Raw genomic sequence first — 16,046 nt, 5'->3', positions numbered from 1 at the left:
CCCCGCGGGCGGCGGGGCGCGCACGCGCGGCGGCTCAGCTCCGGTCCGCCCGGAAGCGGCGGTGGAGTTCGTGCACCCGCTCTGCGAGTTCCGGCACCGGTCCCACCACCTCGAGGCCGGGGACGACGTCCTGGATCGGCAAGGCGGCCACCGGGGACGGCCCGACCCCCAGGTCGGCGAGCCAGCGGCCGAGCTGTACGGAGGAGACGGCGTACACGATGCGTCCGAGGCCGACCCAGCCATGCGCGGCGGCGCACATGGGGCAGTGTTCGCCCGAGGTGTAGACAGTGGCCGCGCGGCGTTCCTCGGCCTTCATGTTCTCGGCGGCCCACCGGGCGAGCGCGAACTCCGGGTGGCGCGTCTGGTCGGCGAGGGACGTCTCGCGGTTGCGGTCCTCGGCGAGGACGGTGCCGTCGGCCCCGACGAGTACGGAACCGAACGGCTCGTCGCCGGCTGCCACAGCCTCGGCCGCCAGCTCCACGCACCGCTTCAGATGGGCCAGTTCGACCTCATTGATCATGAATCTCCTCCGTGGTCCTCTCTGGCGCCGGGTCGGTACGGTCCGTTCATCCCGGTGGCCGGGCCTCCGGCCGCAGAGCGGACTCGTCGCTCACTTCGGAACGGAACCGGTCCTGCAACTCAAGGACCTGAAGGTCGGCGGCATCCCCACGCCGGTCGGCTCCGCGTGCCGGGCGGAAGTGCCCGCGGAACTCAATCTCACGTCCGAGCCGGGGTTCAACGCGCTCAAGGGCGGAAACTCTCCGGCACGCACGCCGCTCCGTCAGCCCGGCACTCAGTCGATCGGGAACAGCAGCTCCGGGCGGTCCCACATGACGGCCGGCGGTCGGGCCAGGGCCGTGCCGGTGCGCCGCGCGCCCACGCTCAGGTAGAAGCCCTCCGCGGGCGGGTGGGCGACGACCCGTACGGCGTCCAGACCGGCCGCACGGGCTCGCTCGGTCATGTGCTCCACCAGGAGCCGCCCGATGCCCAGCCCCTGGGCGTCGTCGGTGACGAACATGAGGTCCAGCTCGGGAGGTGAGAGCACCAGGGCGTAGAAGCCGAGCACCCTGTCGCTCCCGTCCGCCGCGACGAACACCTCATGAGCCTCGATGTAGTCCGGCCCCACCCGGTATCCGGCGACCATTGGCGCGTAATGCCCCTGATAGGCGCTCGACCCGCGCACCAGCCGGGTGAGCCGCTTCGCGTCCCGTGCGACCGCACGCCGTACGCCCGTGGCGTCGGGACGCGCGGGCGGCCGCTGGGGCCCGCCGGCCGATGTAAGGGCTGAACTCATACCTCGAGTATGACGCACCGCCGGTCCGAACGGCTCTCCCCAGCGATGCCGACCGCCGGGTCACGCCACGACGGGGTAGGCCCCCTGGAACTCGAGCCGGGCGTCCGCCCCTTCGCCGATACGGGTGAGGATGTCGTCGAGTGCCATGAACTCCTCCCACGTCTCCCGGCCGCTCGCCCCGGCCAGGCGTGCGACCAGCAGATTTTCAAGATCCGTGACCCGCTTGTTCTTCCACACCTTGTCGGCGACCGCGACCACCAGGTCCTCGACACCGGCCCCCGTCGGCAGCTGGGACCAGCTTGCGTGGGTCGCCGCGAAGCGGGCCAGGTCAGGGGCGACGCCGTGGTCCAGGAGCAGTTGCCGGCCGGCCTCCTCGTGCCGGCCGCCGGCACCCGACAGCTCCGCGGTGTGGACCACCTTGCCCACGTCATGGGTGGCGGCACCGAAGAGGACCGCCCGCCGGTCGTAGCGCAGCCTTGGATGGTGCCCGTCCAGCCAGTCGGCCAGCTGGTACGCCACGTCATGGACGGCGCGCAGATGCGCCGCCAGCCTTGGGGGCGCGGCCAGTTTCCGCAGCAGTTCGGCCGCCTCGGGCGGCAGCGGACGCACTGGCGGGTCGCCGGGGTCGTGGAGGGCACGGATCAGCAGGTCGTCGTCGGTCACCGCGACAGGTTACGCACCCGAGGACCGGCGACCACCGCTTCCATCGGCCTGCCGACTCCCGCGGATCACGGAAGCCGGGCGGCCGCAGTGATGCGGTGCCGGGCCCGGCGGCCCGGACCGCCGGGCCTGATCATCGGGCCCGGGCCGTCGACCGGGCGGTCGGCTCAGAGCGCCGTGTCGAGGAAGCCCGACACCATCGCGGCGAACTCGTCCGGGGTGGCGATCCGGGTGCCGAGCTGCTCGGCCTTGTCCCTCTTGGAGCCGGCACCCTCCCCGGCGACGAGCAGCGCGGTGCGCTTGGAGACGCTCGAGGAGGACTTGCCGCCTGCCCGCTCGATGAGTTCGTTCATCTGGTTGCGGCTCAACTTCTCCAACGGCCCGGTCATCGCGCCGGTGACGACGACGGTCATGCCGTCGAGCGGGCCGGCATCGCCGCCCGTCTCCGCAGCTGACGCGGCCGCGGTGTCAGAGCCCATGCCCTCCGTGGTCCTCGCGTCGGGCACAGGCACCCCCGGTTCGCTCATGTTGACGCCCGCGGCGGTCAGCCGGTCGATCAGACCGGCCAGCTCCGCGAGCTCGGCCACGACCGTCCTTGCCTTCTCGACGCCGATGCCTTCGACCTGCTGCAGGGCGTCGGCATCGGCGGCGCATATGTGCTCCATGGTCGCGAAGTGCCGTGCGATACGGCGGGACATGGAACGGCCGGTGCCACGGACACCGAGTGCGCAGAAGACCCGTGACAGGGGCCGGCTCCTTGCCGTGTCGATAGCCGCGAGCAGGTTGTCCGTACTCGTTTCGCCCATCCGGTCCAGCTGCAACAGCTGCTCGCGCCGGAGGGTGAACAGGTCCGCGAAGTCGTCGACCAGGCCCGCGTCGACGAGCTGGACGACGCGGGTGACGCCGAGTCCCTCGATGTCGAGCTGGTCTCGCCCGGCGGCGTAGGAGACGGAGGCGACGACGCGGCAGTTGCGTCCGCGTACGCAGCGCCAGCGCTGCTCGGAGACGTCGATGTCGGAGCCGCACTGGGGGCAGACCTCGGGAAAGGTGATGGGCTGCTCGTCGCCGGTGCGCAGGTGGGCGACGGGCGCCTCGATGCGCGGAATGATGTCGCCCGCCTTGTAGACCGTCACCCGGTCGCCGATGCGCAGATCGCGGCGGGTCATGTCCGCGGGGTTGTGCAAGGTCGCGTACGTGACGGTCGATCCGTCGATCTCCACCGGCTCGAGAACGGCGCGCGGGGCGATGATCCCCGTGCGGCCCACGTTCCACTCGACACCCAGGAGGGTGGTGACCTTCTCCACGGCGGGGAGCTTGTACGCGATCGCCCACCGGGGCGCCCGGGAGCCGGAGCCGGCGGCGGCCTGGTCCACCGCGCTGTCCGCCTTGATCACGATGCCGTCTATACCGAACGGCAGGCCGGGGCGGGCTGCGGCGATCTCCTCGATCCGTGCCTGGATGTCGTCTGCCGTGGTCAGGGTGCGCGGGGCGACAGCCGTGCCGTCGGCGGTGTGCACGCCGAGCCCGCCGACGTACTCCATCACGCGGCTGTGCGGCCAGTCGCCGAGCCGGGCCGCCAGCTCCGCACCGGAAGCGGGCAGTGCCAGTGCGCCGTAGCCGAAGAAGGTCATCTCCACCGTGTAGGCGCGTTCCTTGGCACGCAAGGTGCCCGCCGCGCCGTTGCGCGGGTTGGCGAACGGCGCGCCGCCGTGCTCGGTACGCACGGCGTTCGCCCGCTCGAACTGCTCGTCCGTCATGAGCACTTCACCGCGGATCTCGAGCGTGATGTCCTCGGACAACCGCTGCGGAAGGCCGACGACGGTGCCCATGGCGTGCGACACGTCCTCCCCTGCCGTGCCGTCACCGCGGGTGACCAGCCGGGTCAGGTGCCCCCCTTCGTATCGAGCGGCGATCGCGAGACCGTCCAGCTTGGGCTCGACACTCCAGGCCTCGACCGTCCGGCCGATCCGCCGCTCCACCGAGGCGGTCCAGGCGGCGAGTTGCTCCGCGGAGAAGACGTTGTCCAGGGACAGCATCGGTCTCGTGTGGGGCACGTCCCCGACGGCCGCGCCGCCCGCGACCTTCCCGGTCGGCGAGGCGGGCGACACCTCGTCCGGGTGCTCCTGCTCGTACGCGGCGATACCGCGCGCCAGGCGGTCGTACGCGTCGTCGTCCAGGGTGCTCTCGCCCGTCGCGTAGTACTCTGCGGCCGCCCGCGTCGCAGTCTTGACCGCTGCGGCGTACGCCGCGGCGTCGGCGAGGGTGGCGGCGGGAGCTGCTGGAGCTGCAAGAGCTGCGGGGGAAGTCGTCGTCATGGTTCTTATACTGCCGTCCACCACTGACAACGGCCCCGGACCACGACGCCTGTGGCATATGTCGAAGGCACCACCGGATCGAGTGTTGCCAAATGGCTTACGGCCCCTCGCTCCCTGTGCAACAGTCGTAACCGGTCCCTGTTCCAGACCCTGGCCGTGGCCGCGCCTGTATCGGAGTACGACATGCCGTCCCATGTGTTCGCGGACCGTCCCGCACAGCCGCCTGAGCGCGAAACCGTAGACGCGCTGATCACCCGGACGCGCAGACTGCGCGGAGACGTCGACGCGGTGCGCCCCGACCCCGAAGTGGCGGAGGACGACCCACAGGAGCGATGGCGGCGGGCCCTGTGTGACCTGGCGCTCCATCATCTCGACGACCTCGGCTCCCACTTGGGGCAGCTGAAAGACGGACTCCCGCAGGAGACGGCGGAGGCGATCGCCGACGAACTCGCAGAGTACGAGGCGGATCGCGCCGCAGCCGGCGCCGGATCGCTGCTCAGCCGTGTCGGCAGCGCCGAGTGGAACCTCCTCACCGACGAGGTCAGCTGGTCCGACGAGCTGTACCGCATCCTGGGCCGCGACCCTCGAAGCGGCCCCATGTCCCTGGACGAGATGCCCTCTCTCGTCTTCGCGGAGGACCAGCCGCTGCTGACCGCGACGGTGACGGACTGTCTGGTCGACGGTCGGCCCATCGACGGCGAGTTCCGTCTTGTGCGGCCCGACGGGCGAGTACGCACCGTGCACATGATGGGCGAGCCCGTACTCGACGCCGACGGGTCCACAGCGTCCATGTGGGCCGTCCTGCGGGACGTCAGCGAGCTGCGTCGCAGCCAGCGGGCGGTACGAGAGACCCGGGACTGGCTGCAACGGCAGCAGCACATGGAACAGACGGAACGACGGCTCGCGGTCGAAATGCAGGAAGCCGTGCTGCCCCCGTGGCGCGGATCGCTGCAATTCCCGCACGACGGCCCGACCTCGCTGGACGTCGCGGCGCACTATCTCCCCTCCGCGAGCGGCGCGCTCATCGGCGGCGACTGGTACGACGCCCTTCAACTCCCCGCCGGTGACTCGCTGCTGAGCGTCGGCGACCTGACCGGTCACGGGGTCTCCGCGACCTCCGCCATGGCGATGCTGCTGGGCGCTCTGCGCGGGATGGCCGTCGCGGGCATCCGGCCGGGTGCGCTGATGACACACCTCAACCAATTGCTCGAGACGTCTCCGCAGCCCGCTCTGGGCAGTGCGGTGTGCTGCCGCTACACGCCCGGGACCAGGACGCTTTCGTGGGCGCAGGCCGGACACCCTTCCCCGCTGCTGTTCCGCGACGGGGCAGGGCAGGCGCTCATGGCACCGGACGGGGTGCTGCTCGGCGCCACGAGCGGAGCGGCGTACGAGCAGGCCGAACTGACCCTGCGGCCCGGCGATCTGCTGGTCCTGCACACGGACGGGCTGACACGAACGAGTGCGACGTCCGACGACGGTGCGGACCGGCTGACGGCTTTGGCAGCGCGGTTCGCCCGGGCCAGGGATGCCCAGGAATGCGTCCGTGTGATTGTGGAGGAGGTCGGTGAGCATGAGCGGGAGGGCGACGCCTGCGTGATGGTGGCGAGGGTCATCGCCTGACCCGCGTGGGCCGGTCCGAAGCCCGGGGCCTGTCCGAAGCCGGGGTTGAGCGAAGCCCCGAAGCCGGGTGCCGGTCGCAAGCCCCGTAGCGAGCCGCCGGATATCGAGCCGGGCCACAGCCCGCAGGGCTGCTGGAGCTAAGCTCTCCGCGCCTTCGTCGAGGGGCTTCCCGGCAGCGCGACCTCGATCTCCTCCCGCAGGTCCTCGATCTTGGTGTAGCCGGCGTAATGCCCGGTCAGCCGGTACATCTCCCGGAGCCTGTCCCAGGTCCGGTGGGAGGAGGTCTCCCCCATCGACACCAGCGCGAGCCGGGCGTAACGATCGGCCTGTTCGGGGTCGTCCGCAATGAAGCACGCGGAGGCCAGCGAGATGTAGTCGAAGATCTTCGACCGCTGCCTGCCGCCCTCGCGCAGATGAAGCGCCTGCTTGGCGTGGTTCTGCGCGATACTCGCGGCCGAGGGGTCGTGGTCGGCGAGTGTGCGATAGGCCAGGGCCTGCATGCCGTGGAGGTCCGCCTCGTCGAACATCTGCATCCAACTGGGCGGCGGAACATCCCCCTTGTCGGAGACGAACAGTTCCTCGGCCTCGCCGAGCGTGCGGCGCATGGCCTGGCCGCGGCCCATGGAGGCCTGCGCCCAGGCCTCGATGGTGTGCAGCATCGCCCGGGTGCGGGGCAGCGTCTGCTCCCCGGAGCCGGACTTGGCGAGCTTCATCAGGTCCAGCGCGTCGTCGGGACGGCCGAGGTGGACCATCTGGCGCGCCGCCCGGGAAAGGGCCTCGCCGGCGCGTGGGCGGTCGCCGCCCTCGCGGGCCGCGTGTGCGGCGATGACGAAGTACTTCTGGGCGGTCGGCTCCAGGCCGACGTCATGGGACATCCAGCCTGCGAGGACGGCCAGATTGGCGGCGACGCCCCACAGGCGCCGTTGGAGGTGGTCGGGGTGCCGGTAGGCGAGCATGCCGCCGACCTCGTTCAGCTGTCCCACCACTGCTTTCCGCTGCAGGCCGCCACCGCGGGCGGCGTCCCAGGCGCGGAACACCTCGACGGAACGCTCCAGCGCCTCGATCTCCTGCGACCCGATGGGGGCGGCTTCGTAACGGTCGTACCCAGCGGGGTCGGCGTGCAGGGCATCGGAGGTGCGGACGGCGTCCTGGGAGATCGCCGGATCGGTCTTGAGCCAGTCGTGCATGGCGCTGCTGAGTGCTGAGCCCGCGGCGAGTGCCGCGCCCGCGCCCACCAGGCCGCGTCGGTTGAGCATGAGGTCCATTCCCGTGAATTCGGTGAGGACCGCCGCCGTACGGTCGGGCGCCCAGGGCAGATCGTCAGGGTTGTCTGCGCCCTGGACGTCCCGCCGTTTACCCGCTCGCCCGCTCCGTGCGAACCCGAGGTCCTCGATGGTCACGACACGACCGAGTCGCTCGGTGAACAGAGCTGCCAGCACCTTGGGCACGGGATCGCGCGGGGTCTCCCCCAGGTCGATCCAGCGCCGCACCCGCGAAGTGTCGGTCGCCAGCTGCGGGTGGCCCATGGCCGCCGCCTGCCGGTTCACGAGTCTTGCGAGTTCGCCCTTGGACCAGCCGGCCAGGCCGAACAGGTCGCACAGGCGGGTGTTGGGTTCTCTGCTCACGTCAAGCCCCCAGGTTCTCGGCTGAGTTGACAGTAACCCGCTGTCATGGGGCGGGCGACTATTCGCCACGGTTCGCCAGGGTCCGCCAGATGGTCTGCCACCCGCGACGCGGTGTCAGGTAGGAACGCGCCACCTCGCCCCGTCTGTCGGGGCACATTCCCCAGGGTGTTTCCTCTGGCATATGGGGCGGGGGCGCGCACGCAACTTGTCGGCACACGAAGGGATCTGTATCTCCCATGTACACAGCATCGTCCTCCGTGTCCGCCCCGCCCCGGCTGCAGCAGCGCACCTCGTTCCCGGCCGGCACCGGACCGTATCTCGACCCCACTCACGCCGGCCGGGCACGCAGGCCGGCCGGCGTGGTCGGCCAGTCCCTCAGTGGGAGAATCGACTTGTCCGGTCCCCAGGGCGCACAGCTGCGCAAGGCTGTGGCGTCGGTGCACCGGATCTGCCCGGAGTTCAACCCGGTGCAGGTACTGCGCCGCAGCGGACGATCCGTCCTGATCGTGGGCACGACGGGGCGTACCACAGCGGTCGCCAAATGCTTACTGGACCACTCGCCGGCGTGGGCCGAGCGGCTGAGGCACGAAATAGCTGCGTACCGCGCTTTCGTACGGCACCGCCCACCGGTCCGGGTCCCGCGGCTCATCGCGGCGGACCCGGAGAACTGCACCCTGGTGATCGAGCGGATGCCCGGAAGGGCCGCGGCACTGACCCGACACCCGCTCGAAGCGCCCCCGCGCGCGGACGTGCGAGCGGCACTGGGCGCGATCGCCCGCCTCAACACCTGGCGGCCACCGGCAGGGATGTTCGACGCCCCGCTCGACTACGGCTCCCGGATCTCGCGCTACCACGAACTGGGGCTCTTCACCGACCGGGACCTCGGTGACCTGCAGAAGCTGCTGCACGGTCTGGCGCAGGCCGGCGGCCGGCACGGCATGGGGCAGTTCTGTCACGGTGACGCACTGCTCTCCAACATCCTGCTGTCGCCCACGGGTCCGGTGCTCGTCGACTGGGAGCACGCCGGCTGGTATCTGCCCGGCTACGACCTGGCGACGCTCTGGGCGGTACTGGGCGACGCTCCGGTGGCGCGCCGACAGATCAGCCAGCTGGCACAGCAGGCGGGCACCGCCGCCAGGGACGCCTTCCTGGTGAACCTGATGCTGGTGCTCACCCGGGAGATCCGCACGTACGAGACGGCCGTGCAGCGCACGATGCGCGAGGCGTCGCCGGTCTCCGGCGGGCAGACGCAGGCCACCGCCCCGACGGCGGGTGAGGAACAGCGGCTGCTCCTGAGGCGGCTGCACGACGACTGCGCAATGGCCCGACGGGCCGTGCGCGCGGCGGTCGGCACACGCTGACGAGCCGCCACAGAGGGGGAAGCGCGCTGCGCGCCCGGTGCCCACACACCCGGCGCGCAGCGCCCTGTGCTCTTTGTCCCGTTCTAGGATCGGCGGCACGTGATCCAGATCCGGACCGCTGTGCGTGCAGCGCGACGAAAGAGCCCGTATGCAGCTGCCGCATCCCGTCGACGTCGCATCGCTCAAGGCATTCATCGAGCGTGAGGTCGTCAGTCTCCGGGCGGATGTGCGGAGCAAGACCGAGCCGGCGCCCCAGCCCGATCCGGCTCCACCCCCCGACACGGCTGGGCAGCCGACCCGGTGTCCGTGCGGTCAGGGCAGCGGGAGAGGGCACGCTTGCCGGGACGCGGGCGAGGACCATGACCCCTGGGCCTGTCTCTGCTCCACACTGCCCGCCATCCCGGTCTCCGCCGCGCTACTGGCACCGATGCGGGACGAGACGGGTGAGATCACCGACTTCATCATCCGGGCCGGCAACCATGTCCGTTCGGCTTCGTGGCTCCCACCAGCAGGTGGGCGAGCGGTTGATCGTGGCCCGGCCCGGCGCCTCCTCGAGCGGACTGCTGGCTGCGCTGAGCGATGTGCTGGCCACCGGGCGCTCGCTGAACGGCCTGGTCGTGGACTACACGGAGGAGCGGCACGGCCGGCTGAAGCGGGTGCAGCTCGTGCACTACGCGGCGTCGTGCGGCGATCAGATCCTGACCACCTGGCAGCCCGGTGCGCAGTCAGGCGGAGTTGCTGACGATCGACGCGCAGCATCTGGCGTCGTTGGGCTGGGGGCGATGGGATCTGTTGTCGGGTCAGGTCTCCTGGTCGGAGGGGCTTCAGCGGATCTTCCGTGCGGACCCCGCGCTGCCGTGAACACTGATCGACCTGTGCGACGCCCTGGTGCCCGAAGACGCGGGGCCCTTCGGCGAGTTCATCGCGTCGGTCCTGGCCGGGGAGGAGCCTGCCTGGACCCGGATCCGGTTCATGGTGCTCGGTGAGGTGCGGACTCTGGACCTGCTGGGCAGGCCGGTGGCCGGAACCGACGGACGGCCTTGGGCGCTGCAGATCGTGGCCCGCGATCTGACACCGCAGATGCGCAGTCGTCGACGACTGGTGGAGAAGCAGGCGGAGACGGAACAGCTGCGTCAGCAGGCCGCGGCGGAGCACCATGTCGCCGCCGTGCTGCGTGAGGCGCTGCTGCCGACATACACCGAGGGCTTGGCCGAGCTGGGTCTCACGGCCGCGGCCGCGTATCTGCCGGCCGAGCCGGACGCCGCCGTCGGTGGTGACTGGTACAAGTGCCGCCCGCTACCCAGCGGGCAGGCGCTGATCGCCATCGGGGACGCCAGCGGTCACGGCCTGGACGCGGTGGCCCGGATGGCGCAGCAGCGTCACGCGATGGCGGGACTCGCCCAGACGGGGGCAGGGCCGGGTGAAGTCGCGACCTGGCTGAACGATCTGCTCTCCGGCGAACCGGCGTCCTCCACGGCCACCATGGTGGTCGGTCACCTCGCCACCGACCGGATCCTGCGCTGGGCGTGCGCGGGCCATCCGGCACCGCTCCTGCTGCGCGGCGGCGAGGCGTTCGCACTGCCGGCGGGGCATCGCGGGCCGTTGCTGGGGGCCCTCGCCGGCCATACGTACGAGGCTGCGGACTTCCCGCTGGAGTCGGGTGATGTGCTGCTGCTGTACACGGACGGGGTGGTGGAGCGGCGGGACAGGGACATCACCGACGGGATCAACGCGCTGACGCGGTCGCTGACTGCCTGCCGGCGCTGTTCGCCGCAGCAGGTGGTGGACCGGCTGGCGGAGGAGTACGTCCGCGCGGCCCATGACGACGACGCGTGTCTGCTGGCGGTCCAAGTCGACTGAAAGTTCGGAGATTGGTCCACGCCACTGACGCGCCGCAGGCCCGGGCGCCGCTGCCGCGAAACGCCTCCATATGCACGTTGACGTGCAAACTTCCGCGCCCGAAGCATGATTGACGGATCGTCCGGAAGCCGATACCCATGGGTCGTGTCCCGGCCCGCAGGTCCCGTCGCGCATCACCCGTCACTGGAGGCTGCATTGCAAGGATTCACTCCCGCACGTTCGAGAAGCGCCCGCCGTCGCGCATGGACGGCCGGGGGCGCGGTGGCGTGCGCCGCCCTGTTGCTTCCGCTGGTCTCGGCCGGGCCGTCCGCCACCGCGGAACGGGCGTCGGCCGATACGCTGCAGCGGGATTTCGCCGCGGCGGCCGCCGAGTACCGCGTGCCTCAGAGTGTGCTGCTCGGTGTCTCCTATCTGCAGTCCCGCTGGGACGCGCACGGTGGCGCGGCAAGCGTCACCGGTGGTTACGGTCCGATGCATCTGACGGACGCGCGGACCGCGCTGGCGGAGGCGCCCCACCATGCGCACGGGACGGAGGACGCCCGCGGCGACGACACGCGCCCCGCACGTACGGTGACCGGGGCACCGCTGCCCGAGCCCCGTGCACTGCCGCCGCGGCTGCGGACGCTGGAGCAGGCGGCGAAGGTGTCCGGTATCGGCTCGGAGCAGCTGCGTGACAACGCCGCGGCCAACGTACGGGGCGGTGCGGCCCTGCTCGCCGCGGCGCAGCGGGAGCTGGGCGGGCCGGCGAGCGAGGACCCGGCGGACTGGTACGGCGCGGTCGCCAAGTTCTCCGGCGCGGACGACGTGGCGACGGCGACGACGTACGCCGACGATGTGTTCGACGTCATCCGCACCGGCCAGTCCCGCACGACGGACAGCGGTCAGCGCGTGGAGCTCGCCGCGGACCCGACACTTTCTCCGGAGCGGTCGCAGGTCCGCCGGCTGGGGCTGCGCACTGCGGACGCGGGCAGGACCGAGTGCCCGCTGACGGTGGCGTGCGAGTGGATCCCTGCGCCGTACAAGGAGTTCGGCGAGGGTGACTACGGCAACCACGACAAGGCCGACCGCCCGGCGTCCCCGTCGGTGGACTACATCGTCGTCCATGACACGGAGGCGTCCTGGGACACCACGTTGCAGCTGGTACAGGACCCGACGTATGTGTCCTGGCAGTACTCGCTGCGCTCGTCGGACGGTCACATCGCCCAGCATGTGCCGCTCGACGACGTCGCCTGGCACGCGGGCAACTGGTTCGTGAACGCCAAGTCGGTGGGTCTGGAGCACGAGGGCTTCCTGGTGTCACCGGATGCCTGGTACACGGAGGCGATGTACCGCACGTCGGCGCGGCTGGTGAAGTACCTGGCCAAGCGGTTCGACATTCCGCTGGACCGTCAGCATGTGCTGGGCCACGACAACGTGCCGGGTACGACGACGGCCACGATCCGCGGGATGCACACGGACCCGGGTCCGTACTGGGACTGGGCGCACTACTTCCGGCTCCTCGGCAAGCCGTTCACCCCGCATGCCGACCCGCAGTGCGCTGCGGTCACCATCCGTCCCGACTACTCCGAGCACCAGCCGCTCTACACGGGCTGCGTGAAGGCAGGGGAGGCGTGTGCGCCGCACGGTTCCGGTGCGGTGCGGTTGCACACGGCGCCGAGCGAGGACGCTCCGCTCGTCAAGGACATGGGTCTGCGGCCGGGGGGCGAGGACTCGACGACGGGAGTGAACGACACGGGGGCGCGTGCGTCGACGGGTCAGCAGTACGCCGTGGCCGAGCGCCGGGGCGAGTGGACGGCGATCTGGTACCTGGGCCAGAAGGCATGGTTCCACAACCCCCGTACGCAGCCCACCGCGGTGAGCGCGCGGGAGCCGGTGCTGACGCCGCGGGAGGGTCTCGCGGAAGTGCCGGTCTACGGCAGGGCGTACCCGGAGGCCTCTGCGTACCCTGCGGGCGTACCTGTGCAGGCGGTCTCGCCGCTGCCGTACAAGCTGCTCGCGGGACAGAAGTACGTGGTCGGTGACCACGTACCGGGTGAGTACCTCTACGCGACGACGTTCGACACCTCGCGCCACCAAGTGGTGCGGGGCGAGGAGATGTACTACGAGATCCAGTTCGGGCACCGGGTGGCGTTCGTGAAGGCGTCCGATGTGCGGGTGCTGAAGTAGGGACTCTCGTGTGGATCAGGCTGCGGGGTGCCACCGGTCGTGGGGTCCGGTGGCACCCCGCCTCTTCCATCCGCTTATGCGACTAATTGGCGGAATGAGTGGGCCGTACGGGCGAGGGGTAGGGCTGGGCCGTCATGATCCTCCGCGCCCGCGTGCGCGGCTGCTCACCGAAAGGCCTTGGCGCACATGGCACAGCCCTTCGTACTGCCGGACTTCTACGTTGCCTATCCGGCACGCCTCAACCCGCACGTCGAAGAGGCACGGCGGCACACCAGAGAATGGGCTCGCCGGATGGGGATGCTGGAGGGGTCCGGCATCTGGGAGGAGAGCGATCTCGAGGCGCACGACTATGCCTTGTTGTGCGCGTACACCCACCCGGACTGCGACGCGGATGCCCTTGGTCTCGTCACCGACTGGTACGTGTGGGTCTTCTTCTTCGACGACCACTTCCTGGAGGTCTTCAAGCGCAGCCAGGACCTGGTGGGAGGCAAGGCTTATCTGGACCGGCTGCCGGCGTTCATGCCGATGGACCTCTCGCAGGGAACGCCCGAGCCGACGAACCCGGTCGAGGCAGGGCTCGCCGACCTGTGGGCGCGGACGGTGCCGAGCATGTCCCCGACGTGGCGTGCCCGGTTCACGGAGGCCACGGAGAACCTGCTCAACGAGTCGATGTGGGAGCTCGTCAACATCGACGCGGGCCGGGTCGCCAACCCGCTCGAGTACATCGAGATGCGGCGGAAGGTCGGCGGCGCCCCCTGGTCCGCCGGTCTGGTGGAGTACGCGGCTCGGGCGGAGGTGCCCGAGTCGGTCGCCGGGTCCCGCCCGCTGCGGGTGCTTCGCGACTCCTTCTCGGACGCCGTTCATCTGCGCAACGACCTGTTCTCGTACCAGCGCGAGGTGGAGGACGAGGGCGAGAACAGCAACGGCGTGCTGGTTCTCGAGCGGTTCCTGGGCTGTTCGACGCAGGAGGCGGCCGAAGCGGTCAACGACCTGCTGACGTCACGAGTCCAGCAGTTCGAGAACACCGCGCTCACGGAAGTGCCCGCGCTGTGCCTGGAGAAGGGACTGACGCCGGCGGAGTGCGCGGCGGTCGCCGCCTACACGAAGGGACTTCAGGACTGGCAGTCCGGCGGTCACGAATGGCACATGCGCTCCAGCCGCTACATGAACGAAGGCGCGCGGGCGGACGACGCGTCGTCGTCCGTTGCCGGTGTGCTGGGCACGTCGGCGCTCGACATCCGTACCCTGTTCGGCCGCCCGGCTGCCGCACGGCTGCGCACGCTGACGCACCGGCCGCGTCCGGTGGGACCGTCCCTGCTCCCGGAGTTCAACCTTCCGTTCCCGTTGTCGCTGAGCCCGCACCTGGACGACGCGCGTACGAAGTCGATCGCCTGGGCGGGCCGCATGGGTCTGTTGAACGACATCTGGGACGAAGCGAAGTTGACGGGCTTCGACCTGGCGCTGTGCGCGGCGGGGCTCGATCCCGACGCCACACCGGAGGAGCTGGAACTCAACGCCGAGTGGCTGACCTGGGGTACGTACGGCGACGACTACTACCCGGTCGTCTTCGGAGCTCCGCGCGATCTGGCGGGAGCCAGGCTCTGCAACGAGCGCCTCAAGGCCTGCATGCCGGTGGACGGCCCCGAGGCCGGTGCGGCCGTCGCCGTCGCGCCCCTGGAGCGCAGCCTCGCCGACCTGTGGGCGCGCACGGCGGGGCCGATGTCGGCGTACGCCCGCCGGTCGTTGCGCAACGCCATCGACGTCATGATCGACAGCTGGCTGTGGGAGTTGCACAACCAGGCCCAGCACCGGGTTCCCGATCCGGTCGACTACATGGAGATGCGTCGGCTGACCTTCGGCTCGGATCTCACGATAAGCCTGTGCCGGCTGCGCCACGAGGGCGAACTCCCGCCGGAGGTGTACGCGAGCGGCTCGGTGCGCGCCCTGGAGAACGCGGCCATGGACTACGCGTGTCTGCTCAATGATCTCTTCTCATACCAGAAGGAGATCGAGTTCGAGGGCGAGGTGCACAACGCGGTACTGGTCGTGCAGACGTTCTTCGACTGCGACTATCCGACGGCCGCAGCGATGACCGACGACCTGATGAGGTCGAGGCTGCAACAGTTTCTGCATGTGAAGGAGCATGAACTGCCGCTGGTGTGCGCGGAGTTCGACCTCGACGGCGAGGCCGGGGCGACGCTCGACACCTATGTGAGGGAGCTCGAGGACTGGCTGGCGGGCATCCTCAACTGGCATCGCAAGGTGCGTCGTTACAAAGAGGAGGATCTGCGGGGCGGTGCTGCCCCGCGGCGGCTCGGTGCCCCTACGGGGCTCGGCACGTCGGCGGCCAGGCTGTCACTGTCGCTGCCGGCCCAGCGGTCGGCCGTCAGGGTGTAGCGCTGCCCCGGCACTGCCCCTGAGCACCCTTCGCCGCCACGGAAGATCGTGGAGCGCTTCGTGGAGCCCAGGGTCGGTCGGCCGGTGCCCGGTGAGGACGACGCGGCCCGCCGTGAGGACGATCGCGGCGGGCCGTGCCACCAGCCCAGGGTGATGTCGAGCGCTGCCCGGGAGCGATCCCGGGCAGTCGGTCGGTGGCGGGGCCCCTCAGCCCTGCTGGAACAGCTCCGCGGGCAGGGGCTTCAGCAGCGCGTAGAGGTCGTCGGTGATCGGTCGGTCCCAGCTGGCAATCGTGACGAGCACATTGTCGCTGCGGTCGAACTGCACGCAGGAGATACGGCTTTCCGAAAGCTTCAGCCGGCGCACGATCAGCAGATTGTCTCCCTGCATGACCGGCGTGTCCTCGGCGCCGACCACATGGACCGGCTCCTCGTTCTCCAAGGCGACGAGCAGCTGACCCACCTCGAAGGGAATCTCCCCCTCCTCCACCTCGCGGGCGGGCGAGCCCTCCGGCAGATTTCCGATGATCATCGCGGGGCCGCGGCCGCCGAACAGGTCGTAGCGGAGGAAGACTCCCTGGCAGCTGCCGTCCGGGGCAGGCAGCAGGCCGGCGCCGAGATTGCCGGGCCAGTCGCCCGGGTCCATGGCCAGGACATCGAAGTCCGGGCCCGCGGGTGTGGCGGCGCTGCGGCGGCGGAGGAAGGACATAACCGCAATGGTACGGGTACGGCCCACCTCGTCGGAGCCA

At 70.4% G+C, this 16,046-nt stretch carries 11 protein-coding genes; 5 read left to right on the top strand and 6 right to left on the bottom strand.

All coding sequences use genetic code 11. The annotated features are described in order from the left end of the window. Positions 1-34 precede the first annotated feature (34 nt). The 4 genes from ACIQ7Q_RS11580 to ligA form a co-directional block, all read right to left on the bottom strand. Positions 35-520 (bottom strand): nucleoside deaminase, encoded by a 486-nt coding sequence (locus ACIQ7Q_RS11580; RefSeq protein ID WP_403859055.1) that lies wholly within the window; start codon positions 518-520, stop codon positions 35-37. A 273-nt stretch (positions 521-793) separates the two neighbouring features. Further along, positions 794-1,294, bottom strand: a complete 501-nt coding sequence (locus ACIQ7Q_RS11575; protein ID WP_403859053.1) for a GNAT family N-acetyltransferase — start codon at positions 1,292-1,294, stop codon at positions 794-796. Positions 1,295-1,354: 60 nt separating this feature from the next. Next, positions 1,355-1,957, bottom strand: coding sequence for an HD domain-containing protein (locus ACIQ7Q_RS11570; protein WP_403859051.1), 603 nt, complete (start codon positions 1,955-1,957; stop codon positions 1,355-1,357). 164 nt (positions 1,958-2,121) lie between these two features. Next, on the bottom strand, positions 2,122-4,269 hold the full coding sequence (ligA, locus tag ACIQ7Q_RS11565) for an NAD-dependent DNA ligase LigA (protein WP_403859049.1): 2,148 nt from the start codon (positions 4,267-4,269) through the stop codon (positions 2,122-2,124). Positions 4,270-4,452: 183 nt separating this feature from the next. Between ligA and ACIQ7Q_RS11560 the strand changes: the two genes are divergently transcribed. Next, the gene (locus ACIQ7Q_RS11560; protein ID WP_403859191.1) at positions 4,453-5,889 is read left to right on the top strand and encodes a PP2C family protein-serine/threonine phosphatase; all 1,437 of its coding nucleotides are present in this window, start codon (positions 4,453-4,455) and stop codon (positions 5,887-5,889) included. Between the two features lie 137 nt (positions 5,890-6,026). On the opposite strand, the gene ACIQ7Q_RS11555 is transcribed toward ACIQ7Q_RS11560, so the two are convergent. After that, a complete protein-coding gene (locus ACIQ7Q_RS11555) occupies positions 6,027-7,514 on the bottom strand; it encodes a hypothetical protein (RefSeq protein WP_403859047.1) in 1,488 nt (495 codons plus the stop codon). 236 nt (positions 7,515-7,750) lie between these two features. On the opposite strand from ACIQ7Q_RS11555, the gene ACIQ7Q_RS11550 reads away from it, so the two are divergent. The 4 genes from ACIQ7Q_RS11550 to ACIQ7Q_RS11535 all read left to right on the top strand — a co-directional run bounded on the left by ACIQ7Q_RS11550 (position 7,751) and on the right by ACIQ7Q_RS11535 (position 15,298). Next, entirely contained in the window at positions 7,751-8,875 is a 1,125-nt protein-coding gene (locus tag ACIQ7Q_RS11550; RefSeq protein WP_403859045.1) for an aminoglycoside phosphotransferase family protein, read from the top strand. Between the two features lie 888 nt (positions 8,876-9,763). Then, the gene (locus ACIQ7Q_RS11545) at positions 9,764-10,735 is read left to right on the top strand and encodes a PP2C family protein-serine/threonine phosphatase (protein ID WP_403859043.1); all 972 of its coding nucleotides are present in this window, start codon (positions 9,764-9,766) and stop codon (positions 10,733-10,735) included. Positions 10,736-10,930: 195 nt separating this feature from the next. Beyond that, entirely contained in the window at positions 10,931-12,901 is a 1,971-nt protein-coding gene (locus tag ACIQ7Q_RS11540) for an N-acetylmuramoyl-L-alanine amidase (protein ID WP_403859041.1), read from the top strand. A gap of 186 nt (positions 12,902-13,087) precedes the next feature. Continuing rightward, a complete protein-coding gene (locus ACIQ7Q_RS11535; protein ID WP_403859039.1) occupies positions 13,088-15,298 on the top strand; it encodes a germacradienol/geosmin synthase in 2,211 nt (736 codons plus the stop codon). Positions 15,299-15,505: 207 nt separating this feature from the next. Here the strand turns inward: ACIQ7Q_RS11535 and ACIQ7Q_RS11530 are convergent, their stop codons facing one another. Then, the gene (locus ACIQ7Q_RS11530) at positions 15,506-16,006 is read right to left on the bottom strand and encodes a hypothetical protein (protein ID WP_403859037.1); all 501 of its coding nucleotides are present in this window, start codon (positions 16,004-16,006) and stop codon (positions 15,506-15,508) included. Between the last annotated feature and the right edge of the window lie 40 nt (positions 16,007-16,046).

Origin of the sequence: Streptomyces sp. NPDC096176 (assembly GCF_044763255.1) — a bacterium.
GTDB lineage: Bacteria > Actinomycetota > Actinomycetes > Streptomycetales > Streptomycetaceae > Streptomyces.
This window is presented reverse-complemented; position numbering and strand designations above follow the sequence as displayed.

What these genes read in the sequence shown, in the direction of transcription:
- ACIQ7Q_RS11550 (WP_403859045.1), top strand. Translation starts at nt 7,751, where the DNA reads ATGTACACAGCATCGTCCTCCGTGTCCGCCCCGCCCCGGCTGCAGCAG.
- ligA (WP_403859049.1), bottom strand. Translation starts at nt 4,269, where the DNA reads ATGACGACGACTTCCCCCGCAGCTCTTGCAGCTCCAGCAGCTCCCGCC.
- ACIQ7Q_RS11575 (WP_403859053.1), bottom strand. Translation starts at nt 1,294, where the DNA reads ATGAGTTCAGCCCTTACATCGGCCGGCGGGCCCCAGCGGCCGCCCGCG.
- ACIQ7Q_RS11530 (WP_403859037.1), bottom strand. Translation starts at nt 16,006, where the DNA reads ATGTCCTTCCTCCGCCGCCGCAGCGCCGCCACACCCGCGGGCCCGGAC.
- ACIQ7Q_RS11560 (WP_403859191.1), top strand. Translation starts at nt 4,453, where the DNA reads ATGCCGTCCCATGTGTTCGCGGACCGTCCCGCACAGCCGCCTGAGCGC.
- ACIQ7Q_RS11580 (WP_403859055.1), bottom strand. Translation starts at nt 520, where the DNA reads ATGATCAATGAGGTCGAACTGGCCCATCTGAAGCGGTGCGTGGAGCTG.
- ACIQ7Q_RS11535 (WP_403859039.1), top strand. Translation starts at nt 13,088, where the DNA reads ATGGCACAGCCCTTCGTACTGCCGGACTTCTACGTTGCCTATCCGGCA.